Genomic DNA, 26,598 nt, shown 5'->3' with positions numbered 1-26,598 from the left:
GTTCAATCGCAGAACACTTCTGAAATCAGATGTGCGGCGCGAGGTCAACGAAAAGGGTGGTTTGGATTGCATAAGGCTGCGAATTTATTTTATACTTGAAATATTCAATCGGCGACCGGAGGCGAGCTCTAATGCAGATCAATCGCAACAATGCTGAGGAGCGTGACAGCTCTGATCCGCTTGGCGATTTTCGTGATGAGTTCGTTCTGAGGCCGGGGCTGATTTATCTCGACGGCAACTCGCTCGGCCCCATGCATGTTTCGGTGCGGGAACGCATGCGGTCCTGCATCGACGATGAGTGGGCGAATGACCTCATCGCCTCCTGGAACACCGCCGGCTGGTACGAGATGCCGTTGCGGCTCGGCGCCAGGATCGCGTCACTGATCGGCGCCGGCGCCAATGACGTTGTGGTGACGGATTCCACTTCGATCAATCTGTTCAAGGTGCTGGCGGCGGCGATCCGCCTAAATCCCGAACGCAAGATCATCGTCTCCGAGCGCAGCAATTTCCCGACCGATCTTTACATGGTCGAAGGGCTCAGCGCATTCGCCGGCCAGGGCCACGAACTGCGGCTGGTCGACACGCCTGAAAATGTGAAGCAAGCCATCGACGACAGCGTGGCCGTCGTCATGCTCACCCACGTCAACTACCGTACCGGGCGCATGCACGACATGGCGGACATAACAAAGATGGCGCACGAGGCAGGCGCGCTCGTCGTCTGGGACCTAGCCCATTCAACCGGCGCGCTTCCCGTCGACCTTGCCGGAGCAGACGCGGACTTCGCCGTTGGCTGCACCTACAAATATCTCAATGGCGGCCCCGGAGCCCCGGCATTCGTGTATGTCGCCCCACGGCTGCAAACCATCGCCGAACAACCCTTGTCCGGATGGTTCGGCCACAGCCGGCCTTTCGCCTTCGACCCGTCCTTTGAGCCGGCCGAGACCATTCATCGCTTTCTCACCGGAACGCCGCCGGTGCTTTCGATGGCCGCGCTCGAACCCGCGCTCGCAATCTGGGATCGCGTCGATATCGCCGCGATCCGGACGAAATCGGTCGAACTTTGTGAATATTTCATCGCGCTGGTCGAGGAGGAATGCGCCGGATTCGGCCTGGAACTGGCGAGCCCCCGGGAATCAGCCCTGCGCGGCAGCCAGGTTTCCTTCCGGCACGAGAACGCCTACGCCGTCATGCAGGCGCTGATTTCACGCGGCGTCGTCGGCGATTTCCGCGCGCCGGACATTATGCGCTTCGGCTTTGCCCCGCTCTATATCCGGTTTGTGGATGTCTTCGACGCTGTGGCGACGCTCTCCGACATACTTCAAAGCAATGCCTGGCGGGATGATCGCTTCCAGGTCCGGTCGGCGGTGACCTGACGTCCGCGAACGATAGCGGATCTGCTATTGATTGACCGAAGAATTATCAATTTACCTTACCGTATTGATCTGCTTTCATGGGGAAGAGGCATGACGCGGCCAGGGACCCTTGGCGGTCGCCACGCATTTCGGGAAGGGGATCCATGCAATTTGCCCATATAAATGGCGTCACGATGCACTTCCAGCTGATAGGAGCGCCGGAGGGGCGTCCCGTCATTGTGTTTTCCAACAGTCTCGGAACGGATTTTCGCATCTGGCGCGACGTAATCATGCGCATGGCGGGCGAATTCGCGATCGTCGCCTATGACAAGCGCGGGCATGGTCTGTCCGATGTCGGCCAGTCGCCCTACTCCATCGACGATCATGTCGGCGACCTGGAGGGACTGCTTGATCTGCTCGGCGTCACCAACGCCTTCATTTGCGGCCTTTCCGTCGGCGGCGTGATCGCGCAGGGCTTGTACGCCCGGCGTCCCGATCTCGTGCGAGCCCTGATCCTGTGCGACACCGCGCCGAAGATCGGCAATGCGGACCTGTGGAACGGCCGCATTGAAGCGATCGAAAAAGGCGGCGTTGCATCGATCTCCGACGCCATTCTCGAGCGCTGGTTCACCCGAAAATTCCGCGAGGAACAGACCGATGAGTTTGCCGGCTACCGAAATATGCTCATCCGCACGCCGCAAGATGGCTATGTGGGAACCTGTGCGGCCTTGCGCGATGCAGACCTGACAGCCGAAGCGGAAAAAATCGGCGTGCCGACGATCTGCATCGTGGGGGAAGAGGACGGCTCCACGCCGCCGGATCTCGTGGGCGCGATGGCGAAGCTTATTCCCGGCGCCATGTACCAGCCGATCCCCAATGCCGGCCACCTGCCCTGTATCGAGCAACCAATCGTGCTCGCGGAAGCCATCAAGGCTTTCGTGGACGAGGTCAGACGCAGGGAAGAGAGCGCCGGATGATATCCAGGCTCCGCCATGTCCGCCACAGTCTTTAACGATCCGATCCTCGGCAAGCTGTTCGATCCGGGCCAGGTCGCCCGCTGTTTCGAGCTGCAGGCTGAAATCGACGCCATGCTGCGTTTCGAGACGGCGCTAGCAAGGGTGCAGCAGAACGCCGGCGTCATACCACGAGGCGCCGCGCAGGCGATCGAAGCCGCCGCCGACGCATTCTCGCCCGATCTGGACGCGCTCAGCGAAGCCACCCGGCGCGACGGCGTATGCGTTCCCGAACTGGTTCGGCAGTTGCGCACAGCCGTCGGCGAGCCTCACGCGCAACATCTCCATTTCGGCGCGACAAGCCAGGATGTCATCGACACGTCCCTCATCCTGCGCCTGAAGCCGGCGCTCGAACAGATCGAGCATGAAATCGCGCAGGTGACGGCTGGCCTGACCCGTCTTGCCGGCGTCTGGGGGTCGGACAAGTTGAACGGCCACACCCGCATGCAGACTGCTCTTCCGATCACCGTAGGCGACAAGATTCGCAACTGGACGCGACCATTGCAGGACGCAGCCGTGGCGCTCGAAGCACTGCGCCCGCGCCTGCTCCGCCTGCAGTTCGGAGGCGCTGTCGGCACACTCGACAAGTTGGGCGAAAACGGACAGGACATCATCAATGCGCTCGCCGTCGAACTCGACCTGGCGCCGTCCGTCAATTGGCACACACAGCGCGGCGGGCTCGCGGCGCTCGCCGGCTGGCTCAGCGAAGTAACCGGCGCGCTTGGCAAGATCGGCCAGGACATTTCGCTGATGGCGCAGAACGAGGTTTCCGAGATTGCGATCAGCGGCGGAGGCGGATCGTCCGCCATGCCGCACAAGCAGAATCCGGTCTCCGCCGAACTGCTTGTCACGCTCGCCCGCTACAACGCGGCCCAGACTGGCGGCATGCACCAGGCCCTGATCCACGAGAACGAACGATCCGGCGCGGCATGGGCGCTGGAATGGATAATCCTGCCGCAAATGGTGCTTGCCTGCGGCGCGTCGCTGCGAACCGCAGGCGGGCTTATCGGGCGCATCGAAAGAATCGGCGCCGAATAACAGCGGAATGGTTTCGTTACGCGTCTTCCTCGGGAGGACCTAACCATCTGTCTTCGACCCATCCGAGCGCCAGCATCAACCAGATGGTGATGAGGAATGGCGCGGCCAGCGACTGCAGGCCGAGATCCCCGACCGCCGGTATCAGCATGGTCGCCAGAATGGCGCCCAGCACGGCCAGCCTCAGCTTCTCCCCGCAGGTCACATAGGCTGCGACGGCGGCAAGCACACCGTTGAAGCCGTAAAGACCTTGATTGACGCTCTCCGGATCCACGTCTCCGTAGTAATAGGACACCATGGCGCCGACGATGGCGCCGGACGCGGCGACCACGGCGTGCCGCCAGTTGCTCACCAGCATGCCGGCTATGAACAGAACTCCCGACAGGATCATCGGAGAATACACCGCCTGCCCGAGGCTCATCAGCACGGCGAGAACCGGATTGAAATCGGCGACCGGCAGAGCCGGAAAAGTCAGCGGCTGCAGGACGCCGACATGCGGAGCGAGGGCCGCCAGAACCCAGAAGATGATCAGAAAGGGCAGGATGAAAAAAGGAAATGGCAGAATAAAGAGGAACAGTTTGACCAGAACGACCGCAGCCACCACGCATGCCAGCAACACGCCCCACATGCCGAAATTCGTCCATCCCGTCTCGTAAAAGGAAGGCAGCGATACTGCAATCAATGAGGGATTGAGCCCGGGCAGACCGGTGTCTTCGGCATGGTCCCGGTCGCCGATCACCCAGCGACCGGCCGGCGCAATGATTGCCGCCGCCAGCAGATAGACCGCCGAAATGGGAGATGAGACGAGAACCGCGGCAAGGAAGAACAACCCGGTCAGTTCGTTTGTCTGGAAGCACAGCTGCGAACAGCTCCGCAACGGCAACCGCCAGTATGGAACCGGCCCCGCCTCTATCGGCGGGAAAATCATGTCAACCGGCTGTCTCAAGGTTCGCTACCCGGGTTATTGAGAACCGGAAAGTTCATGTGTCATGCTTAGGCTTCGCCAAGCGCGATCGCCGCGCTGATGAAAGCCTCCATGGGCGGGTGCAGATACCCGACTCCGGCGGCAGGACGGTTCATCTGCCTATTGGCCAGGCCGGAATTCACCGCGGGACGAATCTTTTTCTCGATGATCTTCAGAACGTCGAAGCCCATCGGCGAACCACGGTTTTCAAGGGCGGGTATACGGAAAAAATCGCTTTCCGATTCCGTGACGCCATAGAGCTGCGTGGTCGTACCGGTTGCGTCCTTGAAGCCGCCGGCAATCGATCTCGCCGTTCCGCCCAGCCCCATGGTTTCGGTTATGGCGCTGTCGCCCATATCCCGTCCGATATCGGACGGCGATAATCCCGGCATAAGGAAACCCCGTCCGATCTCGGCGAGTCCCGTAAACCACCGATCTCCCAGTCCCGACACCTTGATGCCGAATTCGGTTCCGTTGCGGGCCATGACGGTGACGATGCTGCTGTGGGCGACATTGCTGCCAGCAATGCTGATCGCCTTGCAGGTCGCCATGATGGGATTCAGCGTGAACAGTTCGTCGCAGTAGATCAACTCGGTGATCTTGAGCAACGTGTCCTGATCCTTGCAGGCTTTGATGAGGCCCGGCATCAGGACCCGCAGGAACATCGGCGTCGTCGCGGTCATGGCGACGTGACAGTCGTCACCGAGCAGCAGGCCCTTGCCAATGATCGGCAGCAGGTCGATCGGGCCCACATCCTGTATCACGTCGTTGAGGATCGGACCGAACATGTCCGCCACCCAGTGGAGGTGATCAATAGCCGGCTTCTCATACACGCCGAAACGCACCGAAGCGCCCATGAAGTCGCCGAGGTCGTCGCTAATATTGGAATAGGTCCTTTGACCGGAGACCTGATCTTCGATGATGTAGACAGGCATGGACCAGGTGGTGATCCCAGCCATCGGCCCGACCGCGTCGTGGTCGTGACATGGCTCCAGGTCCACTTCGCCCTTTTCCATCATGGCGACGGCTTCGTCCTTGGTCTTGGCGAGGCCTTCGAAAAGCATCCCGCCGATGATGGCGCCCTTCATGGCGCCGGAAGCCTTGTCCCAGCTGTTCGGTGGTCCGGCATGGAGTATGAGGTTCTCCCGCATTCCGGGAATGTGATCCTTGGCCTTTCCGACTCCGACCACAACCGGGCTGGAGCGCTTCATGCGCGAGATCGTCTCGGCGTTGGCCTGCTGGTTGGCGACTCTCAGCGCCGGATCCTTGAACTTCTGTAATAGCTCACTCACCGTCGGCTTGATATCGATGTCGATCGTCATCAATTCCCCTCGCAGATTATTATATGTCAATTGCGGGAAAGGAGCGCAGCGGATCAAACAAATACAATATCCAGCCCCTCGATTTCCTGCATGAAAAAGTCGCAATTCACCCAAGTCTTGGGGCAGTTTACCGGTATTGAAGCATTATGGAACCGCTATGTTTCTGGTTGCTTAACAATTTTCCATCAACCGCAGATCATCTTACAAGTATAGCTCGGAAATCATTCACATTGGTGCCGGTTGGCCCCGGAACGAAGAGGGCGCCAGCCAGGTCGAACGCCACCCAGCAGTCATTGTGCCGAAGCAGCCAGGCGGGATCGCCGCCTGCCTTGCGAATCGCGGCGACCGTATCGCCGTCGGCATAGGCCCCTGCATTATCTTCGCTCCCGTCGATACCGTCGGTATCGGCCGCCAGCGCATAGATCGACGCCTCGCCATCGATATCGAGCGCGAAAGACAACAAGAATTCTCCGTTGCGCCCTCCACGACCCTCGTTTTTCAGGGACACGCTGGTTTCGCCCCCCGACAGGATGACGACGGGTTTGGAGAAGGGCTGATTTCGCATACACACCTGCTTGGCGATCGCCGAATGCACATGGGCGACTTCACGCGCCTCTCCTTCTATCGCGTCCGACAGAATGAAGGCGTCGAAACCCCGTTCGCGCGCCGCCCGTGCGGCCGCCTCAAGCGAGATTTGCGCCGATGCGATGATATGCGTCTCGTTCCCCTCGAAACGCGGATCGTCCGCCGCCGGCGCTCTGGCGGCGTCGCTCGACAGATGACGCTGAACGGCTTTCGGCAAATCGATTTCGTACGCTTCGACATAGTCCCGCGCCTCCTCGAGCGTTCCTTCGCCAGGGACTGTCGGACCCGACGCCACGAAGGACGCAATGTCGCCCGGAATATCGGAAACGAGAAGAGACACGACCTTGGCGGGATGCGCCGCAAGAGCCAGCCGACCGCCCTTGATGCCGGAAACATGCGTGCGGATGCAGTTCATGACGGAAATCGGCGCGCCGGATTTCAGAAGCTCCTGATTCAGCGCGACCTCGTCGCCGAGCGCCAGTTCTCCGGGCGGAAAAGGCAGCAACGCCGAACCGCCGCCGCAAATCAGCGCGACGACCAGATCGTCTTCCGTCAGCCCCTCGACGCATTCGAAAAGCCGCGCCGCGCCTTTCAGACCCGCTTCGTCGGGAACCGGATGCGCCGCCTCGATCACGTCGATGGATTTGCACGGCGCGGCATAGCCGTACCGCGTGACGACAGCGCCTGAAATCGGTCCGTCCCATCGTTCCTCGAAGGCTGCGGCCAGTTGGGCCGCGCCCTTGCCCGCCCCGATCACGATCGTCCGCCCCTTCGGTTTTTCCGGCAGGAAGGCGTCTATGCAGCGATCAGGAAGCGCCGCCTCGACAGCAACATGGAACAGCGACTCAAGGAAATTTCGTTCGGACATCATGCGACGGACCTTGTCGGAAGACATTGTGAAACATCTGATATCTTGCAGAAAATTCCGCCTTCGACAATGTCGTCGCCATCAAATGCCGAGATAGCGCAGCGTTGCGCGGCCCGGCATAAAAAAATATCCGCCCCCTTTCATGGTGACATAGGTCTGCATGTCGTTGAGCTGGACCGGGCCGTTCGATGTGGGAATCGTGAAACTGCCCTTTCCGACCGGATCCATCAGGGGATCGGGTTCCCGGCGCAGGCCATGAAACGTCGGCGCATTGACCCAGCTCTGCTGCACAAATTCGAACTGGCGCTCGATATTTGCGTTGAAGCAGCAAAACAGCAGACCTTTTTCCTCGTCCTCACCGCCCTCATCACGACTATAAGGCCGGCCGCGACGCAGGATCCGGTGCCGGTTGGCAATGTCGAGCGCGGCCTGTGAGTCTGGATTGAAGGATTCGCGGGGATTGGAGCGACGGATGTGGGCTCCATGCGGACAGCGCAGTCCTTGTGCGTCATCCCGGCCGTAAAGGAAATCATTCTCATCCGACATGGCGTCCGTTCGCTTCGGCTCCCGAACCAGCGGCGCGCCGCTTTTCCAGCGGCCGATAATCTTGGCGGCGACCCAGTCAGCATCGGCTTCGCCTGCCAGATCAGGTCTTTCCTCGGCGACCTTTTCGGCCTTCGCCCGGGCGTTCTCCCAAAAACCCTCCACGTCCTGCTGCAATTGACGGATGACGAGAAAGCTCCCGTTGCGCCCGAGATCGCGCTTGTCGCTGCGTCGATCGGAGAAATCGGCGAAGCGTTCCGGCAGCATTTCGGCGGGTAAAGGCAGTTCCTGCGCAGGATCATTGTATTCAAGCAGATGCGGCGATGGCGCGAACAGGTCCTTGTTGTCCTGATATCCGAGGATGAATTCGCCGGGGTTGACGGTGTTCGCATCGCTTGCGCCTCGCGAATGTCGTTGCGTGCCACGCATCACCGGCTGCGAAATTCCGTCGCGAAATCCGAAATGTTCGATTGACCTGTCTGGTTTGCCGGCTTTGCCTTTTTTGACGAAAGCGCAGTCGACCCGATGAACGACGTCGATTGCCTCGCCCAGCAACGTCTCGACTTCTCGCAACAGCGTCTCGTGATGTTTGCGCGTGCGCCCCATGACGAAGAGTACAGCGTCGGTGGTGATCCTGTCGCCAGCGCCCTCGTCCCAACTGTCGGCCCAAAGCCAGTTGCCGTTCCCGTTGCGGCCGTTGTCTCCGAGAATCTGGCCGCGACGCCCCATGCCGGAAAGATAGGCCTGCGGAAAGCTTGCAAGGCCCTGATGGCCTTCAAGGCCCGGCACGCCGAGTTTCGCCAGCCCGCTGTGCGACAACGCGAACGAACAGGCCCGATCCGGATGCTTGACATCGCCGAAGGCGATCAGCGACTCCCGGAAGTCGACGGCGGTGTCCTGCGGTCGCCCGATCAGCCTCGATACAAATGTCTTGAGGGCCGCGCGCTGTTCGGGATCGTCACAGAAATGGAGCGCGAGACAGCTCGACCAGTCGAGCTCCTTGAAACCGTGAAACAGGAAGGACTGAACCTCGTCCGTTTCGATCGCCGTCACCGGGTGAGGCATCGAGCCGAAATAGCTCAGCCAGGCGCGCGCGCCGGAATTTGTCCGCGATCTTGCCAGACCGTCGCGAACCAGCGCGTTGATGCGGATATTGTCGTTTGTGAGTTCCCCGAAACGGCAGTACCAGAACTGCGTCTCGACCTGCTTTCCGCGCACCCATGTTTTGAACCGATCCCCGTCATAGGCGCCTTTCTGCATCAGCCCTCTGGTTCGCGGATAGCCAACGCAATTGCTCCAGACGGCGTTCTGCCCCTGATAGGCCTTGTTGGAGAAATCCTCTAGATAGCTCTCCCAGCTTCCGTCATAATTCGCCTGAAAGACCAGATTGTCCGTGCCAGCAAGCCGGAACCACTTGGCGTGCCTGATAGTGCCGATGTCGACCACATAGCCGGGCCTGAACCAGTGGCGAACTTCCAGGGCAATGGCATAGAATCCACCGGCGAGCGCCAGTTTACGCAGCCACCCCTTTTTCAGTTCGTTGACGGCGGTGATGTGATTTTGCCGATATCGCGAATCATTTTCGCGGCTTTCGATCGCCCGCAGGGCATCATGGTCGGGATTGGATTCATCAACGACGTCGCGAGCTTCGTTGTGCAGGAAGATCTGGACCGCGCCGAGAATGACCGCCGAAACGCCGAGAAGCACTACCACAAGCCACCCAAAACCGATCGTTCGACAAAGCAGGACGAGCACGATCGCCACAACAAAGTAGGATATCAGTGCGTTCCGCGACAGCAGCCAGGCTTTTAGCGCGTCCAGCGCCGTGCGATCGTGCTTCCCGGCCAGCAGCACCTTGCGCCCAGCCGGGCGAAACAGCAGATGGGCAATGTCCTCTCCGCGTTTGAGCCAGTCGCATATGCGCGCCGCCGCATCCGCGTCTCCGTCCTTCTCAAGCCGGTCGACCTCCTCGATAAGCTGGTGATCCTGACGCAGATAGGCGCGCACGAGGCCAAGCGTCTGCTGGGCGTGGTTGCCGTTTTCCGCCGGGTTCGGCTCGGTGTTCTCGATAATGTCCTGCGCAAGGGCGTAAAGCCGGCTTTCTTCCTCGATCTGCCGAACCGAGAATTCCCCGACGCCATTGAAGTTGAGCCCCATCATGCCCCAGGGCCGGGTCTTGAGATCGACAACAAGAGGCGCAAGCCAGGTCGAGAGGCTGGCCGCGGTCGGCATACCCGCCAGCCGAAGAACCGGCGCGAGCGCGTCGCCCGCCCATTTCTCCACGGATTTCAGGATGGTCTCCTGATTTCCGTCGGCGTTCAATTCGATCAACAGGGTCGATTTGCGTTCTTCACCGGACAGAAGCTCCACGACCGTCATGCTCGCCGTATGGACGACGCCGGTCTTGTCCAGCGCCAGGCGAATTTCTTCCTTCGCCGGATTGCCAAGGTCTTCGCGCAGCGTAGCCGCTACTTCTGACGCCTGTTGAGCCTCAAGCGGAACGGCGATCGTCATCATCGACTGTCCGTCGGGGGCCGACTTCGGATCGAAGAGCATCGGATAGCTGTAAGGAAAAGGCCCCATGGCCCGCATCATCCGCCAGCGCGATTTCGGCCTGATGTTGTCCTGCTTGAACAACTGCAGAAAGGCTTCGGTCATGATCTCGGTCGCCAGGTGACGGCCAAGGCAGGCGTGATGTCCGTGTCCGAACATGAAGGCGGGGTCGACGATCCGGCCCGGTCTGAACGCGTAGGGGTGGTCGGTGAACGCCGGGTCCGACAGGGCCGACATGGTGCACACCATCACGGTGTCGCCCTTCTTGAAACTGTGGCCGGTAGTCCCCTCGCCGGTCAGCGTGAAATCGCGATTGACGTAGCGGAAATGCCCCGGAAATCCCGCGGGCTTGAGCCGCGCTGCTTCCAGCACGATGTCCCGGACGCGGTCACGATTGTCCGCCGAGGCGGCCTCCTGCAACATTTTCAAACCGCCGCGCTGGCCGAGCAGCGCTTCGAATGCGTGTCCGGCGGCCAGCGTCGTCGTCGGAACCGTTCCGCTGACCATGCCGACGAGGATCGCGCGGATACGGGCGTCCGTAATGAACTCAGACAGGACGGTTCCGTCGCTCAGGGTTTCGTTCGAACGCCGCAAGCGGATCATGCGCCCCAACAAAGTCGCGGGATCAGGCGACCGCTCCATATTAGCAATCGACCAGTCGATCACGGAGTTCAGTCGCTTGGCCCCCGCAAAGGCAAGTTTGCGGTCTTCCAGCCGGGTTCCGCCCGGATCGGCGAACAGCGTATCGCTGATCGCGACGCCCCATTCGGCGAAGGCGTCTGGATCGTCGCAGTCGAGTCCGAAATAGGTCAGGCATGCTTCCGTCAGAAGCGGCGTGATGTAGCCTTTCATCAGATCGATCCGGCCATTGCTGTCCGAAATCAGACCCTTCGTCGTGCGCCGCACATTCTCCAGCATGGTGTCGATATCACCGGGTTCGGCGATTTTTTGCATCAGTTCGCGTTGGCGGTGATGTTCCTCGTCATCGAGTCCAAGCCCGAAGGTGACTTCCCCGGCGAGCGCCTTCATTTCGGGACCGAAGGGAACTTCGAACACGTCGTGGTTTTCGAGGATCGCCTTTACGTCGGCGGCGCGGGTTACGAAAGCCGCGCCAGACACATTGAACACCGGACGAAAATTGCGCGCGGCGCGCAGAATGAGGGGCATTGCCTTGCCAAGGGCGCTGCGTTTCAGGGCAGAAAAATAACCCGAAATCCGGCCGGACATATCGAAATATTCGGCTTCGGCGCGAAGCCTGTTCAAATCATTGCTGCTGACACCGTCATAATATTTAGTCTGCCTTCCCATTTGTCGCCCCACCCTGGCTCTGGCCTTGAATCATATATGCCCTGTCAATGGCCGATTCGGCTGTATTGCGGAGTTTCCTGATCCATTTCCTGTCCCTGAACGGAACCCATTCGAAATGGCGTTCGGTCAGGCGCGTCTCGGTCGTCGCAAAGGCGCTGACGGCGAGGCCGATCTGGTCCGGATCTCCCAGTTCCTCGCTGGCGCAGATCCTGACGAGATGCGCATACCAGTAGTTCGGACGGTGCAGCAGAGCGTGATTGGCGTGGTCGATCGCCTTTTTCATATCCCCGCGCAACATTTGCGCCATCGCCATCTCGCCAAGCTGAATGAAGAGGTGCTGGTCATTTGGACTGAGCCTGATTGCGGTGTCGAGCGGCTCGACGGCCGATTGCGCATCGCCTGCCAGATAGAGCGTCGTGCCGAGTTGCTGGTGCGCCTTCGTCAGGCTGGGGTTGAGTTCGATGGCGCGTCGCAACGACCGAATGGCCTCGTCATGCTGCCCCATCCACGTCTCGGCGATTCCGACCAGCGTGAAACCGCGGCCGTCCGTGCTGTCGGACATTTTTGCGCGTTCGGCGATGAGCCTGACATGGTCGATCTCGTCATAGCTTCCGCGCGTGTTCCAGATCCGCCAAAGATGCCAGAGCGCCATCTGGATCAGGACCTCCGGCGCGTCCGGTATGATTTCCATGGCCGCATCGAAATGCTGTTTGGCGACCATGGCGCCCTGCTGGGTAAGCTTGTGCATGTACCAGCGCCCGCGCCAGATGTGATCGTCAAAATCACCGTTGATCCAGCGCGGATCGGTTGAACGTCGCTGTTCGGCGACATCGAGGCGCGAATCGATCGTGCCGACGATCTCCGACAGCATCGCGTCGACCGCCTCGCCCACATGGGATCGTCCGATCTCGAAACGCTGCGACCACATTGCAAGACCGGATTCGGCGTTGGTCAGGCGAATGCGAAGCGAAAACGCGTTGTCGTGAAGAAACAGATCGCCATCGACCACATAACGTGCATCGACCTGATCGCCGATGGCGATGAGGTCGCGATCCTCCGCCCGAAATCCGAATGTCGAGCTCCGCGCAATGACCGGTAGCCAGCACAGGCGCGCCATCCGTTCAAGGAGGTCCTCGCTGATGCCGTCCGCGGCGTATTCGAGCTTCGGATCGCCCGTCTTGTTCAGCAATGGCGCGATTGCGACCGCCTGCCGACGCACGTGGCGACCGGACTGGTTGCGACTGCCGAGCAGTTCGCCCATCAACGGAGAAAAATGCGTAGTCGAATAGGTGTCGGACCCTGGCCCGGGAAAATGTTCGGTTTCAAGCTTGAGACGAGCGAGGTCCGGTCTGCGGATGGCCGTTGCTTCAGACTTGTTCGCGGAGTTCCGCCTGTGCGGGCGCAAACGCTCGAAAAAATCCTTCCAATATGATCTCTGGTCCTGCAACCAGTTCGAGAATTCCTCGTCTCGGATATCCATGCCTTCAAGGAAATCACGGATTTCACCGGGTTTCGCCGTCAGATCACGTGCGCCTAACGTTTGCTCGTCAATATCGAGGCTGACACGGGAGAGGTCGAGTGACACGACGGTGGAGTCCGCCGAAATCACGTCGCGAAAGTCTCCGAGGCTCTTGCGGATTTCACGCAGACTCTGACGCAGGCTCGCAGATCCCTGACTTTCCTGGCGGTCGCTCCATAGATGGCCCTGCAGCCATTTCCGGCCGCGCCGTCCATCAGGCGCAACCGCAAGCATCGCAACAAGAGCCTTCGACTTGCGGCCCCGCGGTGTAAAGTCGACGCCGTCCAGACTCGATATCGACAATGGTCCCAGGAGGTTTACTCTCAGAAGTACCTGGTTGTTCCCCATTCCATGCCTAGCGCCCCGCAAGGGCATATCTCGTCATCAAAACAATACAGCCAAAATCAACTGAAGGTTGCTTTTAGATCTGTGACTTTCATCACAACCATAGATGTGAAGAAATTTTTTGTAAATTGCCTGAAATAATAAGAACAAATAAAGAACATTCAGTACAAAACAACTGCAAGATTGCTTCTTAAGATTGATTATTAGTGGATTTCTTTAGACTGGACAGGAGGCGCGCGACGCGCAAAGACCACTATATACAGCGTGCAACCATCAAAAGGAAAAGGAAAAAGGCCCGACAACCTCTCCAGGAAGCCGCAGAGCAGCTACCTGTCCGGGCAGGCCGGGACATCACAGCTTCGAGCTGCATCGCTGAGGTCACTGGTCATCCATTTCTAAGGATTAGCTTGCCCCGCAGACCAAGAACGGTCAACATGGCCGACGAGTTTTCGTCGGCGAAATCAGGTATCCTGGCGCCCGAAATGCGAGGAAACGCTATATGACAAGACGATGGGCCATGGTCGCCGTGTTCACGGCCTTCATGGCGGTGCGTGTGGATGCGGCGAGCGCCACGGAGGCGGCGTGGGCGCTCATCTCCGGCGGCGGCTATACAATCCTGTTGACCAACGCCGATGCGCCGGGCATCGGCGATCCGCCGTATTTCGAGCTCGACGACTGTTCCACGCAACGCAATCTTTCCGACCGCGGCCGGCAGCAGTCGCACCGCTGGGGCGTCAAGTTCGCCACCCGTTCCATCTCCATTTCCCGGCTCTATTCCAGCCGCTGGTGCAGAGCGCTGGATACCGCCGCCAACGCGTTTCGAAGCCCCGCATTGGAACCCTTGCCGGCGCTTGATCTCATTCAGGAAGGCGACAGCGACGTCGACGCGAAAATCGACGGTGTGATGGAAGTCATTCGCAACTTTCGTGGACCAGGCAACCAGGTGATGGTTACACACGACGTTAATGTCGAGGCCCTCACAGGCGTGACGCCGAGGACCGGCGAGGCGCTGATCGTTGTCCCGAAAAAAGAGGTCGGTGAAGGAGAGCCGCCGCTGCGCGTCATCAACGAAATTCTTCTGAACTGATTTCCGTCAAAGCCGGCTATTAAGCTCTGTCGGCGTCAGGAATTTTCTGCAAGAAACGCCTCGACTTCGGCGGCGCTCGGCGCGCCCGCCCTCCCACCGAAGCGCGTGCATTTGAGCGCGGCGACCGCATTGGCGAAATGGATCGCTTCCTTTTCGCTAACGCCTTCGCCGAGCTTCATGGCGAAAGCGCCATGCCAGACATCTCCGGCGCCCAGCGTGTCGACAGCCTGCACCGCAAAGGACGGCATATGCGCGACGCCGTCATCTTCCAGACACGTCACCCCCTTGTCGCCGAGCGTCACGCAGACCCAGGCCCCCGTCTCGGCCGCGGCTGCCCGGAGCGCCGTTTCGAAATCGGTCTCACCGGTGAAATCCAACAGGCCTCTCTGTCCGAATGCGATATGCGAGGCGACGCCCAACGCCGCCTGCGCCTCGCGCACCGGAGGCTCGGCGTCCAGAATACCTGGCGCGCCGCGTTCTCTCGCCTTTTCCATGGCGACACGCGCGCCCTCCGGCCAGCGCGTATCCGCAAGCGCTGCGTCAAAGTCTGGCACATCCGATGAGGCGAGCCAGTCAGCGCTGAAATCAATCGCCTCATCCCTGTAATTGACGATCATCCGTTCGGCGGAACGATCAACAACCACGGAGGAATAGGACGATCGGCCATTCTCGAACCGCCGTACAAGCGAACAATCGACGCCTTCATCACGCAAACCCGAAACGATCAGGTCGCCGACCATATCCTGGCCGACCCGCGCCGCCAGATGCGCGCTCCCGCCAAGCCGGCTGATCGCCGCCGCAGCATTGGCGGCGCAGCCGCCGCCAACGACCGCTGCATTCTGCGCTCGCGTTTTTGCGCCGGCCTTCGGCATCTCATCGACGCGGAAAACGAAATCGATTACCGCGACGCCAACAGTCAGGATTAAGTTCATGTGTAAAGAAAACTCACGTTTCGAACACTATCCGTGTCGCAGGATCGCCATCAGGTCAACTACTTCGGGCGACCCTGCCTCTGCCTCGACCACACCGGCTAGTTTTGCCGATCTCAGAAAAACATCAGTGATTTTAACCTCAGGTTGTGCTATTAAACATTGGTGTGAGGAGGCGTCGCGAATAGGCGCATGAAAATCGAAAACGCAGATTCCCGAAACAAAGCCAGATTGCGCGGGAAACAGGAAAAGCGCAGAAGCCACCAGAATCGCGAATTCCCGAAACAAAGCCAGATCCTGCGTTGGGCTATGTTTTCAATCTGAAAGGTGAAACCAAAGACAGGTCAAACACCGAGCGGCGATCTGATGAGATCGTCTTTTTAATAATTATTTCATATATTTAGTAAGCATATTCGGTTTAGAAACGCGCATCCTCCGTTCCGGCTTCATCCGGTTTCAGGCGCGTGAAAAGACGTAATCCGTTTCCTGGACAAGCGTATCTCCCGGTGCAAGAATCGCATTCGGGAACTGGTCATGATTGGGCGAATCCGGCCAGATCTGCGTTTCGAGACAAAGCCCGCAAAATGCGCCATATGGCGCGCCGTAAAGACCTGTGACGGGCGTATTCACCTTGTAACCGCAATAGAACTGCAGGCCCGGCTCTCCGGTCCTGACCTCGAGCGAAACGCCGGAATGCGGGCTCCTGACCAACGCGACGCTGCGTTTGTCCGTGCGCTCGTCCGAAAGACAGAAATTGTGGTCGTACAGAAATTGCTCCCCGCTTTCGGCATTGCGAATCGGCCGCATCTGACGAAGGTCGAACGGCGATCCGATGACGCCGAGAATATCGCCGATCGGTATCTGGTCGCCGTCCACCGGAATGTAGTGGTCGGCGTCTATCCTGATTTCATGGTCCAGAATGTCAGGCCGCCCATCCAGGTTGAAATAGCTGTGATGCGCCACGTTGCAAACCGTGGGCCGGTCGGATTGCGCCTCATGGACCACCGACAGAACGCCGTCCGGCAACAGCCTGTAGGTGCAGGTCATACGGCATTTTCCGGGATAGCCCATATGTCCATCCACCTCATCGATCTCGAGCCGGATGAAATCCGGGCCGAGATCGGCGACCGACCAGACGCGCTGGCCTGTTCCTTCCGATCCGCCATGCAGATGATGATTGTTCGCCTGGTTGCGATCGAGCTTGTAGAGGGTCCCATCCATGCGTATCTGGCCCTTGGCAATACGGTTGGCGTAGCGGCCGACGGTTGCCCCGAAATAGGGAGAATATGAAAGATAGTCGTCGAAACGCTCGAAACCGAGCACCAGCGCAGGCGCGTGCCCGTTGAGCCGCAAATCCTGAACCGCCGCGCCCCATGTCATGATCCTCGCTGTCAGTCCTCCACCGCTGAGCGTATAACGGTGAACCGTCTCGCCATTTGGCGCGTGGCCGAAGATTTCCTGCATGGGTTGCGCCTCCAGCCTGCCGACCGGCGTTCCGGTTTAGTTGTGAATCAGCGTGAAAGCTCGCGCGTCGCCCGTTCCAGACCGGCCAGGGTCAGCGGATACATGCGGTCAGCAAATATCTCGCGCACGAGACCAATGGAATGGGCATGACGCCAGTATTTTTCGACGACCGGATTGATCCACACGGTCTTCGGGAAATGATTGAGCATTCGCGTGAGCCAGACCTGACCCGATTCCTCGTTCCAGTGCTCAACGGAGCCGCCCGGGTAAACAATCTCGTACGGGCTCATCGAGGCGTCTCCGACAAATATCACCCGATAGTCAGGACCGAAGGTTCGGATCACATCGTAGGTCGGCAAGACTTCCTGATGTCTGCGGCGATTGTCCTTCCACACGCCTTCATAGAGGCAATTGTGGAAATAGTAATATTCCATGTGCTTGAACTCGCCGCGCACGGCCGAGAACAATTCTTCCACGACCTTGATATGGCCGTCCATCGAGCCGCCGACGTCGAAGAACATCAGCAGTTTGATCGCGTTGCGCCGTTCCGGCCGCGTCTTGACATCCAGATAGCCATGCTCGGCGGTGGAGCGGATCGTGCCGCCAAGATCGAACTCCTCGTCGGCGCCTTGCCGCACCCAGCGTCGCAGTCGCTTGAGCGCCACCTTGATATTGCGTGTGCCGAGTTCGACCGAATCGTCGAAATTCTTGAATTCGCGCTTGTCCCAGACCTTCACGGCCCGCCGGTTGCGGCTTTCCTTCTGGCCGATCCGAACGCCTTCCGGATTATAGCCATAGGCGCCAAAGGGAGACGTTCCGGCGGTCCCGATCCATTTGTTGCCGCCCTGGTGGCGACCCTGCTGCTCTTCCAGCCGCTTCCGCAGGGTTTCCATGAGCTTGTCGAAACCGCCGAGACTTTCGACCAGCGCCTTCTCCTCGTCGGTCAGATGCTTCTCGGCAAGCTTGCGCAGCCATTCCTCGGGAATTTCGGTGACTTGCGCGCCGGGCTCGCCGGAAACCGCCTCGAGCCCCTTGAAGGCGTGCGCGAATACACGATCGAAGCGGTCGATATAGCGTTCGTCCTTGATCAGCGCAGCGCGCGCGAGGAAATAGAAACCCTCGACATCGAAATCGACCACCTGTTCTTTCATGGCTTCAAGTAGCGTCAGGTACTCGCGCAGGGAAACCGGCACCTTTGCAGCTTTGAGTTCCAGGAAGAACGGTATGAACATGCTGCCGACTACCTGTTTTCGCCGATCTGCCCGATATCGAAGGTGGTGGTCTGGTAGATCGTATTGATCCAGTTTCCGAACAGTAGATGGGCGTGGCTGCGCCAACGGTTAAGTGGTTCCCGCGACGGGTCGTCAGCGGGAAAATAATTGTGCGGAATGTGGATCGACTTGCCCTGACACACGTCCCGCTCGTATTCCTCCTTGAGCGAGAAGGAATCATATTCGATGTGATTGAATATATAAAGCCGGTTGCACATCTGCTCGTGTATCATGCAGACGCCCGTCTCGTCCGACTTCATTAGAATTTCCAGTCCGCGCGCCGGGTCGATGTCGTCCTCCCGGATCTCGGTCCAACGTGAAACCGGTATCTGGAAATCGTCGGAAAAACCGTTGAGATAGGGCGATGCGCGGTTGAGGTTCTGGTGACGATAAACCCCGAAGGCCTTTTCCGACAGCGTGTATTTCGGCACGCGATGGAAGTGATGGATCGCCGCCATTCCGCCCCAGCAGACATTCAGCGTCGAATGCACATTGGTGACTGTCCAGTCGAAGATCTGCTCCATCTCTGGCCAGTACGACACCTCCTTGAAATCCAGCAGTTCGATCGGCGCACCTGTGATGATAAACCCGTCGAACTTGCGATCGCGCACTTCCTCCCATGTGTTGTAGAAAGCAAGCAGATGCTCTTCAGGCGTATTCTTCGGCATATGCTGGCCAATGCGCACCAGGCTAAGCTCGACCTGCAGCGGCGTCGCGCCGAGGAGACGCGCCATCTGCAACTCGGTGCGGATCTTGTTGGGCATAAGATTGAGCAAGCCGATCTGCAGCGGCCGGATATCCTGGCGGATAGCGGCGGTTTCGGTCATCACCCTCACACCCTCTGCTTCGAGGGTCTGGCGCGCAGGCAACAGGTCGGGAATCTTGATAGGCATCGGTCGTCTCGATTAGCAGGAACGGATTTGCGGCAAATCGGCTATGCTAGCCGCCGTTTCTCCGCGCCATGAAAGCCAGTCGCTCGAACAGATGAACGTCCTGTTCGTTCTTGAGGAGCGCTCCGTGCAGTTTCGGCAAGGCATTCGTAGCGTTTCCCCGGAGATCGGCGGGCGAAACGTCGTCGGAAACCAGCAGGCGAATCCAGTCCAGCGCTTCGGATGTCGATGGCTTCTTCTTCAGGCCGGCGACCTCGCGAATCTCGTAGAACTGGGTGAGCGCCGCGCGCACGAGATCCTGCTTGATGCCGGGATAGTGGACATCGACGATCTGCATCAGCGTCTCGGCTTCCGGGAATTTGATATAATGGAAGAAACAGCGCCTCAGAAAGGCGTCCGGCAATTCCTTCTCATTGTTCGAGGTTATTATGACGATCGGCCTCTGTTTTGCGCGCACCGTCTCGCCCGTCTCGTAGACATAGAACTCCATCTTGTCGAGTTCCTGAAGCAGATCGTTCGGAAACTCGATATCCGCCTTGTCTATCTCGTCGATCAGAAGCACCACGCGGTTTTCGGCGGTGAAAGCCTCCCACAGCTTGCCCTTGCGAATATAGTTGCGCACGTCATTGAAGCGCTCGTCGCCGAGCTGGCTGTCGCGCAACCGGGAAACCGCGTCATATTCGTAGAGACCCTGCTGCGCCTTGGTGGTGGATTTGACGTGCCATTCCAGCAAGTTCAGATCCAGCGCCGCCGCAACCTGCTTCGCGAGTTCGGTCTTGCCGGTTCCGGGCTCACCCTTGACCAGTAGCGGCCGCTCCAGCGTGATCGACGCATTGACGGCGACCGTCAGATCTTTCTCCGCGACATAAGCGTCAGTACCCTCGAAACGCATATTCCCTACAATCTCCTATCAAGCGGGCGCGACATTAGAGTGTGCCGATCTCAATTGGAAGCATTTGATGGCACAAATCGGCCTCATTGGCTTCACGATCGATCCGTCACCGGATTTTTCAGGCGGTCTTCTTCAGTTCGGCGGCGCGAGCGGCTGAGTCATACGCAAGCGACGGCGAAAGCCAGGTCTCGGCTTCAGTGACAGTTATGCCCCGGCGTCTTGCATAGTCTTGCACCTGATCTGCGCCGATACGTCCGACGCCGAAATAGGATGATCCGGGATGCGCGAAGTAGAGACCGGAGACGGAAGCCGCCGGCCACATCGCGCAGGATTCCGTGAGCTCGATGCCCGTATGCTTCGGCGCCTGCAGAAGGTCGAACAACACCCGCTTGCCGGTATGATCCGGGCAAGCCGGATATCCGGGCGCCGGTCGAATGCCGCGATAGGATTCGGATATCAGCTCGTTGTTGGACATGGCCTCATCGAGCGCGTAGCCCCAAAGTTCCTTACGCACGCGTGCATGCATGGCTTCGGCCAGTGCTTCTGCTAGACGATCGCCAAGCGCCTGAACCATGATCGAATCGTAGTCGTTGCCTTCTTCCTTGAAGCGATTGGCGATCTCGTGGACCTCCGGTCCGGCCGTCACGGCAAAGCCGCCCAGCCAGTCAGGCGAGCCTATAGGAGCAACGAAATCTGACAGGCAGAGATTGGGGCGATTGCGCGACTTTCGCCCCTGCTGCCTCAGCATACTGAACCGCGCCTGTGGCCTGTCGCGCGCTTCGCTCGCCCAGACAGTGATGTCGTCGCCGTCGGCATTGGCTGGCCAGAGACCGATGACCGCCTTCGGATGAAACCAGTTGCCGACGCGCTTCAGCATCGCCTGCGCGTTGTCATACAGATCGCGCGCGGCCGGGCCCTTGTCCGGATCATCGAGAATTGCGGGGAAGCCGCCGGACATCTCCCAGGTCTGGAAGAAAGGCGTCCAGTCGATAAAAGGCACGAGATCGTCGACAGGTATATTTTCGAAGACCTGCAGACCAGTAATGTTTGGTTTCGGCGGCGTGTAGCTGTCGAAGCCGCCATCGAATTTGTTGGCGCGCGCCTCGGCGATGGAAATCACCGGACGAGCCTTTTCCTTCGAGCCGCTTCCACGCATCTTTTCCTGATCGAGTGCAACTTCTGCAAGGAGACCGGAACGCGCCGTCCTGGACAGAAGCCGGGCCACAACGCCAACCGCTTTGGAGGCGTCGTTGACGTGCAGGACACCGTGATCATACTCCGGCGCGATCTTCAACGCCGTGTGTTTCTTCGATGTCGTTGCGCCGCCGATCAGCAACGGCAGGTCGAAGCCTGCCCGTTTCATTTCGGAAGCGACGTCGACCATGCGGTCGAGCGAGGGCGTGATGAGACCGGACAGGCCGATAATATCGACCTTTTCTTCGCGCGCCTTCTCCAGAATATCCTCGGTTGGAACCATGACGCCGAGATCGACCACGTCGTAGTTGTTGCACTGGAGCACGACGCCGACGATGTTCTTGCCGATGTCATGGACGTCGCCCTTGACGGTCGCCATGAGGATCCGCCCCTTCGCGCTTGTGTCGCCGCTGCGCTTTTTCTCCTCCTCCATGAAGGGAATGAGATGGGCGACAGCGGCTTTCATGACGCGCGCCGATTTCACCACCTGGGGCAGAAACATCTTGCCTGCGCCAAATAGGTCGCCGACGACGTTCATGCCTTCCATCAGCGGACCCTCGATCACGTCGAGGGGTTTTTCGGCGCGCTGCCGGCATTCCTCCGTATCGCCGACGACAAACTCGGTAATGCCGTGAACGAGCGCGTGACGCAGCCGCTCTTCAACCGGCTCCTCACGCCATTTTGGATCAGCCTTCTTCTGCGCCTCGCCGGACCCGCGATAATTGTCGGCGATCGCCAACAGGCGCTCGGTCGCATCGTCACGGCGGTTGAGCAGCACATCCTCGACATGCTCGCGCAGCTCTTCCGGAATATCGTCATAGACGGTGATCTGGCCGGCGTTGACGATCGCCATGTCGAGACCGGCCCGGATCGCGTGATAAAGGAACACCGAATGCATCGCCTCGCGAACCGGATTGTTGCCGCGGAACGAAAAGGAGATGTTCGATAATCCTCCCGACACATGGGCGTAGGGCAGCCGTTCCTTGATCATCTTCGTCGCTTCGATGAAAGCGACCGCGTAATTATTGTGTTCCTCGATCCCGGTTGCGACGGCAAAGATATTGGGGTCGAAGATGATATCGGCCGGGCTGAATCCGGCCTTTTCCGTCAGAAGGCGATAGGATCTTTCGCAAATACTGAACTTGTGCTCGGCGGTTTCGGCCTGACCGTCCTCGTCGAAGGCCATGACGACTACAGCTGCGCCGTAGCGCCGGATGATCCGCGCCTGTTCGAGAAACGGCTCTTCGCCTTCCTTCAGGCTGATCGAATTGACTACGGATTTGCCCTGGGTGCACTTCAGCCCCGCCTCGATGACAGACCATTTGGAACTGTCGATCATCACCGGAACCCGCGAGATGTCCGGTTCGGAGGCAATGAGATTGAGGAAGGTCGTCATCGCCTGTTCGCTCTCGAGCAGGCCTTCGTCCATATTGACGTCTATTATCTGGGCGCCGTTCTCGACCTGGCTCCTTGCGACTTCAAGGCCAGCCGCGTAGTCGCCTTCCATGATCAGCTTCTTGAATTTAGCCGATCCTGTAACGTTGGTGCGTTCACCGATATTGATGAAAGTGGCGACGTTCATGCCGCAACCTCTTCGCGATCAGCCTCGAACATTTCGAGGCCCGAAAGCCGCAACCGTGGGGCAAAGCGAGGAACATTGCGCGGCGCCTTGCCCCGCACGGCATCGGCGATGGCGCGGATATGATCCGGGGTGGTTCCGCAGCAACCGCCTACGATGTTGACAAGGCCGGCTTCAGCCCATGCGCCAAGATAGGCCGCAGTTTCCTCCGGCAGTTCGTCATAGCCGCCCATCTCGTTCGGCAACCCGGCATTTGGGTATGCGCAGATCCGGGTGTCGGCGATATCCGAAAGCGCCCGGATATGCGGCCTCATTTCGGCGGCGCCGAGCGCACAGTTGAGCCCTACGGAGAACGGTTTTGCATGGCATAGCGAAATCCAGAACGCTTCCGGCGTCTGGCCTGTCAATGTACGACCGGAGCGGTCTGTGATCGTGCCGGAAATCATCAGCGGAGGAACGGCGACGCCTTCGTCACGCAACGTTTCCAACGCATAGACGGCCGCCTTTGCGTTGAGCGTGTCGAAAATGGTTTCGATCAGGATAAGGTCCACTCCGCCTTCGATAAGCGCCTTCGCCGCCTCGCAATAGGCCAGCGCAAGATCGTCGAACATGACCTTCCGCATGCCCGGGTCGTTGACGTCAGGCGAGATGCTCGCCGTCTGGTTGGTCGGCCCGATGGCGCCGGCGATCCACACCGGCCGGTCTACGCTTTGGACCGCCTTGCGCGCGCATTCGGTGGAGGCGAGGTTCAGTTCGACGCAAATTTCCTGCAGATCGTAGTCCGCCTGGCTGATCCGGCTCGCCGAGAAAGTGTTGGTGCAGATGATATCGGCTCCGGCTTTGATGAAGGCCCGATGGATATCGGTGATCATTTCAGGCTGCGTCAGACTCAATAGTTCGTTGTTGCCCGCCAAATCAGTCGGATGATTGCGAAACCGTTCGCCGCGATAGATCGCCTCGTCCGGTTTTCTTTCCTGGATCATGGTGCCCATCGCGCCGTCGAGGATCAGAACCCTCTCTTCGGCCAAAGCCTCGATATTCGCATGCATTGCTGTGCTGTTCCTGTTCGGGTTGTCTATGTTGCCGGGCAATACTGGCGGGCGAGCGGCAAGCGCAGGTCCTTGTAGTGCACATACATTGGGAGAAATGTCGGTCCGGCAATGTCGATTTGCCCGCACTATAACGGTCACCCCTTTCGATTCAAGGGATCATCCGGTTTCAATTTCCTCGCGCAGCATCTCGAGTTCCAGCCATTCCTCCTCCATGGCCTCCAGTTTCAACCTGAGAGCCGCAAGATCTTCCGCTGCGCGATTGAACGATTCCTGATCGCGTGTGAACAGATTCGGATCGGCCATCAGGTCTTCCAGCTCACCGGCTTTCTGTTCCGCCTCGGCGATCTTTCCAGGCAGAGTCTCCAAAGCGAATTTCTGCTTGTAAGACAGCTTTCGTTCGCGGCCGGAAGACTTCGGCGCCACGGCAGCGGAGGAAGCTGAGGTCGGCGACGGTTTTGACCGGACCTCCTGTTCCCGCCTCTGGGCGAGCATATCGGTATGGCCGCCCGCATAGCTTATCCATCGACCGTCCGGCGCTTCCATCTGCGCCGGCGCGATCACCGAAGTTACCGTCCGATCCAGAAAATCCCGATCGTGGCTTACCAGGATGACGGTGCCCGCGAACCCGGCGACAAGTTCCTGCAGAAGATCGAGCGTTTCCAAGTCGAGGTCGTTTGTCGGCTCGTCCAGCACGATCAGATTGGCAGGGCGCGCAAGCATCTTGGCGAGCAGCAATCGCGCCTTCTCGCCACCTGACAATTCCCGTATAGGCGTGCGGGCCTGCTCCGGCTGGAACAGAAAATCCTTCATGTAGCCTGTCACATGTTTTTGTTCGCCATTGACGACGAGATTGCTTCCACGACCGTCCGTCAGGAACATTTCGAGTGACATCTGCAGATCGAGATCCTCCCGTTTCTGATCCAGAATCGCGATTTCGAGATTGGTTCCGAGCCGCAGCGCGCCGACGTCCGATTGCAACTGGCCGGTCAGCAACTTCAGCAGAGTTGTCTTGCCCGCGCCGTTCGGACCGATGAGGCCGATACGATCTCCGCGATGAACGCGCAGGGAGAAATCGTCAACGATCGGCCGGCCGTCATAATGCTTCACAAGCCCTTCCGCCTCGATCACCAGCTTTCCGGAATCCTTCGCATCCGAGGCGTGAAGTATTGCAACGCCTGTCGGCCCGCGATGACTGCGATGGCGCTCCCGCATGGCATGCAATTCGCCGAGCCGCCGCACATTGCGTTTGCGCCGCGCCGTCACGCCGTAACGCAGCCAGTGTTCCTCGCGCACGATCGCTCGGCCCAGTTTGTGCTGTGCGCGTTCTTCTTCCTCCAGAACCTCGTTCTGCCAGTCTTCGAAAGCCTCGAAACCCTTTTCGAGACGGCGCGTCTTGCCGCGATCGATCCAGACGGTCGCCCGCGACACTGATTTCAGAAATTGCCGGTCGTGTGAAATGACAACCAGAGCGCCGCGAAACGCACGCAGTTCCTTTTCCAGCCATTCAATGGTTGGCAGGTCGAGATGATTGGTCGGCTCGTCCAGAAGCAGTACATCGGGCCGGGGAGCAAGCACCCGCGCCAGCGCCGCGCGGCGCGCTTCACCGCCGGATACTCTTGCAGGATCCTCATCTCCGGTCAGATCGAGATGTTCGAGAAGATAATCGACGCGATGCTCGTCATCGCCCGGCGCAAGGCCGGCCATGGCATAGGCGCGCACCGTTTCGTAACCGGTAAAATCCGGCGCCTGTTCGAGATAGCGCACCGTTGCTTTAGGATGGCGGAATATCTCTCCCGACTGGGCTTCGACCAGCCCGGCGGCGATTTTCATCAGCGTGGACTTGCCGGAGCCATTTCGGCCGACAAGACAAATCCGGTCATCCGGTTCGACCTGCAGGTCGGCGCCGTCGAGCAGGGGCGTCCCGCCGAAAGTCAGGTGAATGTCATCGAGTTTTATAATTGGCGGCGCCATCTTCAATCACCGTCCCGAAAGATCATAGGGACGCGCAACCAGTATCGCCGACCCCGAGCCCATGGTGATCGTCACCGGCCCCTCGGCGACATTCGACAAGGTGCGGGATGATCCGAATGCGAGCTCGTGATCGGTGAGCGGATAGCGCGCGCCTTCAATATGGAGGTCCTCAACAGGCGTAAAATTGACGATCGAGAACAGCGACGAAGCTGGCAACTCGAACGCGCGCGAACCGGGCAAGAGCGGCCATGCCTCTTCCGCGCCGGAAGTCAGATGAACATCCAGGCCGCTTTGCGCCAGCGAGCAGGCGAAGGTCATATGAAGCAGGGCATGGTCGCTGCGCTCACCGGCCAAGGATCCGGCGAGAACAAGACTTCGGGCGCCGCGCGTCAACGCCTCTTCGACCGCGATTTCCCCATCGGTGAAGTTCTTCTCCGCCGGAAATGGTATCCGCTCCACATGGCGCCAGTCTTCCTGGAGAGCGGCGGTCGCCGAATCGAAATCACCTACCCAGATCTCGGGCTCGACGTCGAGCATGCGCGCATGCCGCATGCCGCTGTCGGCCGCGATTACCCGCGTGCCGGAAATTTGCCGCCGCAGCCGATCCGTCGTTGAAAGCTCTCCACCAAGAAGTATGAGAAATGCGGAATTGTCGTTCATGGGTCTCTTATGAAGCTTGTGCGTGAAGCCTCTAGCAGTTTTTCCGGCTCTTGCCAGCGTCTTTGGCGATTAGTACAAGTGGAGCCGCTCTAACGGGGTGCCTGTCGCAATCGCGGCCGGCTGAGAGGATCCACCAACCCGTAGAACCTGATCCGGTTAACACCGGCGTAGGGATTAGACGCAACATTCGCGCCTTTTTCCC

Annotated in this window: 16 protein-coding genes, 1 pseudogene and 1 riboswitch; of the genes and pseudogenes, 4 read left to right on the top strand and 13 right to left on the bottom strand. The window is 59.3% G+C overall.

Features of this window, described 5'->3' with window-relative positions; all coding sequences use genetic code 11:
* The first annotated feature begins 131 nt into the window (after positions 1-131).
* The 3 genes from kynU (at position 132) to AAFN47_RS15810 (ending at position 3,403) form a co-directional block, all read left to right on the top strand.
* On the top strand, positions 132-1,373 hold the full coding sequence (gene kynU / locus AAFN47_RS15820) for a kynureninase (protein WP_499810214.1): 1,242 nt from the start codon (positions 132-134) through the stop codon (positions 1,371-1,373).
* Between the two features lie 143 nt (positions 1,374-1,516).
* Complete coding sequence (gene pcaD, locus AAFN47_RS15815) at positions 1,517-2,329, top strand: 3-oxoadipate enol-lactonase (RefSeq protein ID WP_499810213.1); 813 nt, start codon at positions 1,517-1,519, stop codon at positions 2,327-2,329.
* 15 nt (positions 2,330-2,344) lie between these two features.
* A complete protein-coding gene (locus AAFN47_RS15810; protein WP_499810212.1) occupies positions 2,345-3,403 on the top strand; it encodes a 3-carboxy-cis,cis-muconate cycloisomerase in 1,059 nt (352 codons plus the stop codon).
* 16 nt (positions 3,404-3,419) lie between these two features.
* Here the strand turns inward: AAFN47_RS15810 and AAFN47_RS15805 are convergent, their stop codons facing one another.
* From AAFN47_RS15805 to AAFN47_RS15785, 5 genes are all read right to left on the bottom strand, one after another.
* Positions 3,420-4,346 carry an urea transporter gene (locus AAFN47_RS15805; RefSeq protein WP_499810211.1) on the bottom strand — a complete coding sequence of 309 codons (927 nt, stop codon included), beginning with the start codon at positions 4,344-4,346 and terminating at the stop codon, positions 3,420-3,422.
* A 47-nt stretch (positions 4,347-4,393) separates the two neighbouring features.
* A complete protein-coding gene (locus tag AAFN47_RS15800; RefSeq protein ID WP_499810210.1) occupies positions 4,394-5,686 on the bottom strand; it encodes a YlbE family protein in 1,293 nt (430 codons plus the stop codon).
* Positions 5,687-5,882: 196 nt separating this feature from the next.
* Positions 5,883-7,142 carry a glycerate kinase type-2 family protein gene (locus tag AAFN47_RS15795; RefSeq protein WP_499810328.1) on the bottom strand — a complete coding sequence of 420 codons (1,260 nt, stop codon included), beginning with the start codon at positions 7,140-7,142 and terminating at the stop codon, positions 5,883-5,885.
* Between the two features lie 78 nt (positions 7,143-7,220).
* The gene (locus AAFN47_RS15790) at positions 7,221-11,543 is read right to left on the bottom strand and encodes a cytochrome P450 (protein ID WP_499810209.1); all 4,323 of its coding nucleotides are present in this window, start codon (positions 11,541-11,543) and stop codon (positions 7,221-7,223) included.
* Complete coding sequence (locus tag AAFN47_RS15785; protein ID WP_499810208.1) at positions 11,527-13,410, bottom strand: hypothetical protein; 1,884 nt, start codon at positions 13,408-13,410, stop codon at positions 11,527-11,529. Before AAFN47_RS15785 ends, AAFN47_RS15790 begins: the two co-directional genes overlap by 17 nt.
* Before the next feature lie 496 nt (positions 13,411-13,906).
* On the opposite strand from AAFN47_RS15785, the gene AAFN47_RS15780 reads away from it, so the two are divergent.
* Positions 13,907-14,494: a histidine phosphatase family protein gene (locus tag AAFN47_RS15780; protein WP_499810207.1), complete on the top strand. Its 588-nt coding sequence runs from the start codon at positions 13,907-13,909 to the stop codon at positions 14,492-14,494.
* Positions 14,495-14,529: 35 nt separating this feature from the next.
* Here the strand turns inward: AAFN47_RS15780 and AAFN47_RS15775 are convergent, their stop codons facing one another.
* From AAFN47_RS15775 to AAFN47_RS15740, 8 genes and pseudogenes are all read right to left on the bottom strand, one after another.
* The gene (locus AAFN47_RS15775) at positions 14,530-15,426 is read right to left on the bottom strand and encodes a PfkB family carbohydrate kinase (RefSeq protein WP_499810206.1); all 897 of its coding nucleotides are present in this window, start codon (positions 15,424-15,426) and stop codon (positions 14,530-14,532) included.
* Between the two features lie 453 nt (positions 15,427-15,879).
* Positions 15,880-16,887, bottom strand: a complete 1,008-nt coding sequence (locus AAFN47_RS15770) for an aldose epimerase family protein (RefSeq protein ID WP_499810205.1) — start codon at positions 16,885-16,887, stop codon at positions 15,880-15,882.
* A gap of 47 nt (positions 16,888-16,934) precedes the next feature.
* A complete protein-coding gene (locus tag AAFN47_RS15765; RefSeq protein WP_499810204.1) occupies positions 16,935-18,119 on the bottom strand; it encodes a vWA domain-containing protein in 1,185 nt (394 codons plus the stop codon).
* Positions 18,120-18,127: 8 nt separating this feature from the next.
* Positions 18,128-19,051, bottom strand: coding sequence for a homoserine O-acetyltransferase MetA (gene metA / locus AAFN47_RS15760; RefSeq protein WP_499810203.1), 924 nt, complete (start codon positions 19,049-19,051; stop codon positions 18,128-18,130).
* Positions 19,052-19,097: 46 nt separating this feature from the next.
* A complete protein-coding gene (locus AAFN47_RS15755; protein WP_499810202.1) occupies positions 19,098-19,940 on the bottom strand; it encodes an AAA family ATPase in 843 nt (280 codons plus the stop codon).
* A 118-nt stretch (positions 19,941-20,058) separates the two neighbouring features.
* Positions 20,059-23,762, bottom strand: a pseudogene (gene metH, locus AAFN47_RS15750) (methionine synthase).
* Between the two features lie 159 nt (positions 23,763-23,921).
* The gene (locus AAFN47_RS15745) at positions 23,922-25,736 is read right to left on the bottom strand and encodes an ABC-F family ATP-binding cassette domain-containing protein (RefSeq protein WP_499810201.1); all 1,815 of its coding nucleotides are present in this window, start codon (positions 25,734-25,736) and stop codon (positions 23,922-23,924) included.
* 6 nt (positions 25,737-25,742) lie between these two features.
* The gene (locus AAFN47_RS15740; RefSeq protein WP_499810200.1) at positions 25,743-26,396 is read right to left on the bottom strand and encodes a thiamine diphosphokinase; all 654 of its coding nucleotides are present in this window, start codon (positions 26,394-26,396) and stop codon (positions 25,743-25,745) included.
* A gap of 83 nt (positions 26,397-26,479) precedes the next feature.
* A riboswitch (TPP riboswitch) is annotated at positions 26,480-26,587 on the top strand.
* The last annotated feature ends 11 nt before the right edge of the window (positions 26,588-26,598 follow it).

This window comes from Hoeflea sp. CAU 1731 (assembly GCF_039888615.1).
In the GTDB taxonomy this organism is placed as follows: Bacteria; Pseudomonadota; Alphaproteobacteria; order Rhizobiales; family Rhizobiaceae; genus Flavimaribacter.
The sequence above is the reverse complement of the archived record's forward strand: the minus strand, read 5'-3'. Positions and strand labels throughout refer to the sequence as shown.

Bases quoted from the DNA above. Each gene is read 5' to 3' on its own strand.
- kynU (WP_499810214.1), top strand. From the start codon at position 132: ATGCAGATCAATCGCAACAATGCTGAGGAGCGTGACAGCTCTGATCCG.
- pcaD (WP_499810213.1), top strand. From the start codon at position 1,517: ATGCAATTTGCCCATATAAATGGCGTCACGATGCACTTCCAGCTGATA.
- AAFN47_RS15810 (WP_499810212.1), top strand. From the start codon at position 2,345: ATGTCCGCCACAGTCTTTAACGATCCGATCCTCGGCAAGCTGTTCGAT.
- AAFN47_RS15800 (WP_499810210.1), bottom strand. From the start codon at position 5,686: ATGACGATCGACATCGATATCAAGCCGACGGTGAGTGAGCTATTACAG.
- AAFN47_RS15795 (WP_499810328.1), bottom strand. From the start codon at position 7,142: ATGATGTCCGAACGAAATTTCCTTGAGTCGCTGTTCCATGTTGCTGTC.
- AAFN47_RS15790 (WP_499810209.1), bottom strand. From the start codon at position 11,543: ATGGGAAGGCAGACTAAATATTATGACGGTGTCAGCAGCAATGATTTG.
- AAFN47_RS15785 (WP_499810208.1), bottom strand. From the start codon at position 13,410: ATGGGGAACAACCAGGTACTTCTGAGAGTAAACCTCCTGGGACCATTG.
- AAFN47_RS15780 (WP_499810207.1), top strand. From the start codon at position 13,907: ATGACAAGACGATGGGCCATGGTCGCCGTGTTCACGGCCTTCATGGCG.
- AAFN47_RS15775 (WP_499810206.1), bottom strand. From the start codon at position 15,426: ATGAACTTAATCCTGACTGTTGGCGTCGCGGTAATCGATTTCGTTTTC.
- AAFN47_RS15770 (WP_499810205.1), bottom strand. From the start codon at position 16,887: ATGCAGGAAATCTTCGGCCACGCGCCAAATGGCGAGACGGTTCACCGT.
- AAFN47_RS15765 (WP_499810204.1), bottom strand. From the start codon at position 18,119: ATGTTCATACCGTTCTTCCTGGAACTCAAAGCTGCAAAGGTGCCGGTT.
- metA (WP_499810203.1), bottom strand. From the start codon at position 19,051: ATGCCTATCAAGATTCCCGACCTGTTGCCTGCGCGCCAGACCCTCGAA.
- AAFN47_RS15755 (WP_499810202.1), bottom strand. From the start codon at position 19,940: ATGCGTTTCGAGGGTACTGACGCTTATGTCGCGGAGAAAGATCTGACG.
- AAFN47_RS15745 (WP_499810201.1), bottom strand. From the start codon at position 25,736: ATGGCGCCGCCAATTATAAAACTCGATGACATTCACCTGACTTTCGGC.
- AAFN47_RS15740 (WP_499810200.1), bottom strand. From the start codon at position 26,396: ATGAACGACAATTCCGCATTTCTCATACTTCTTGGTGGAGAGCTTTCA.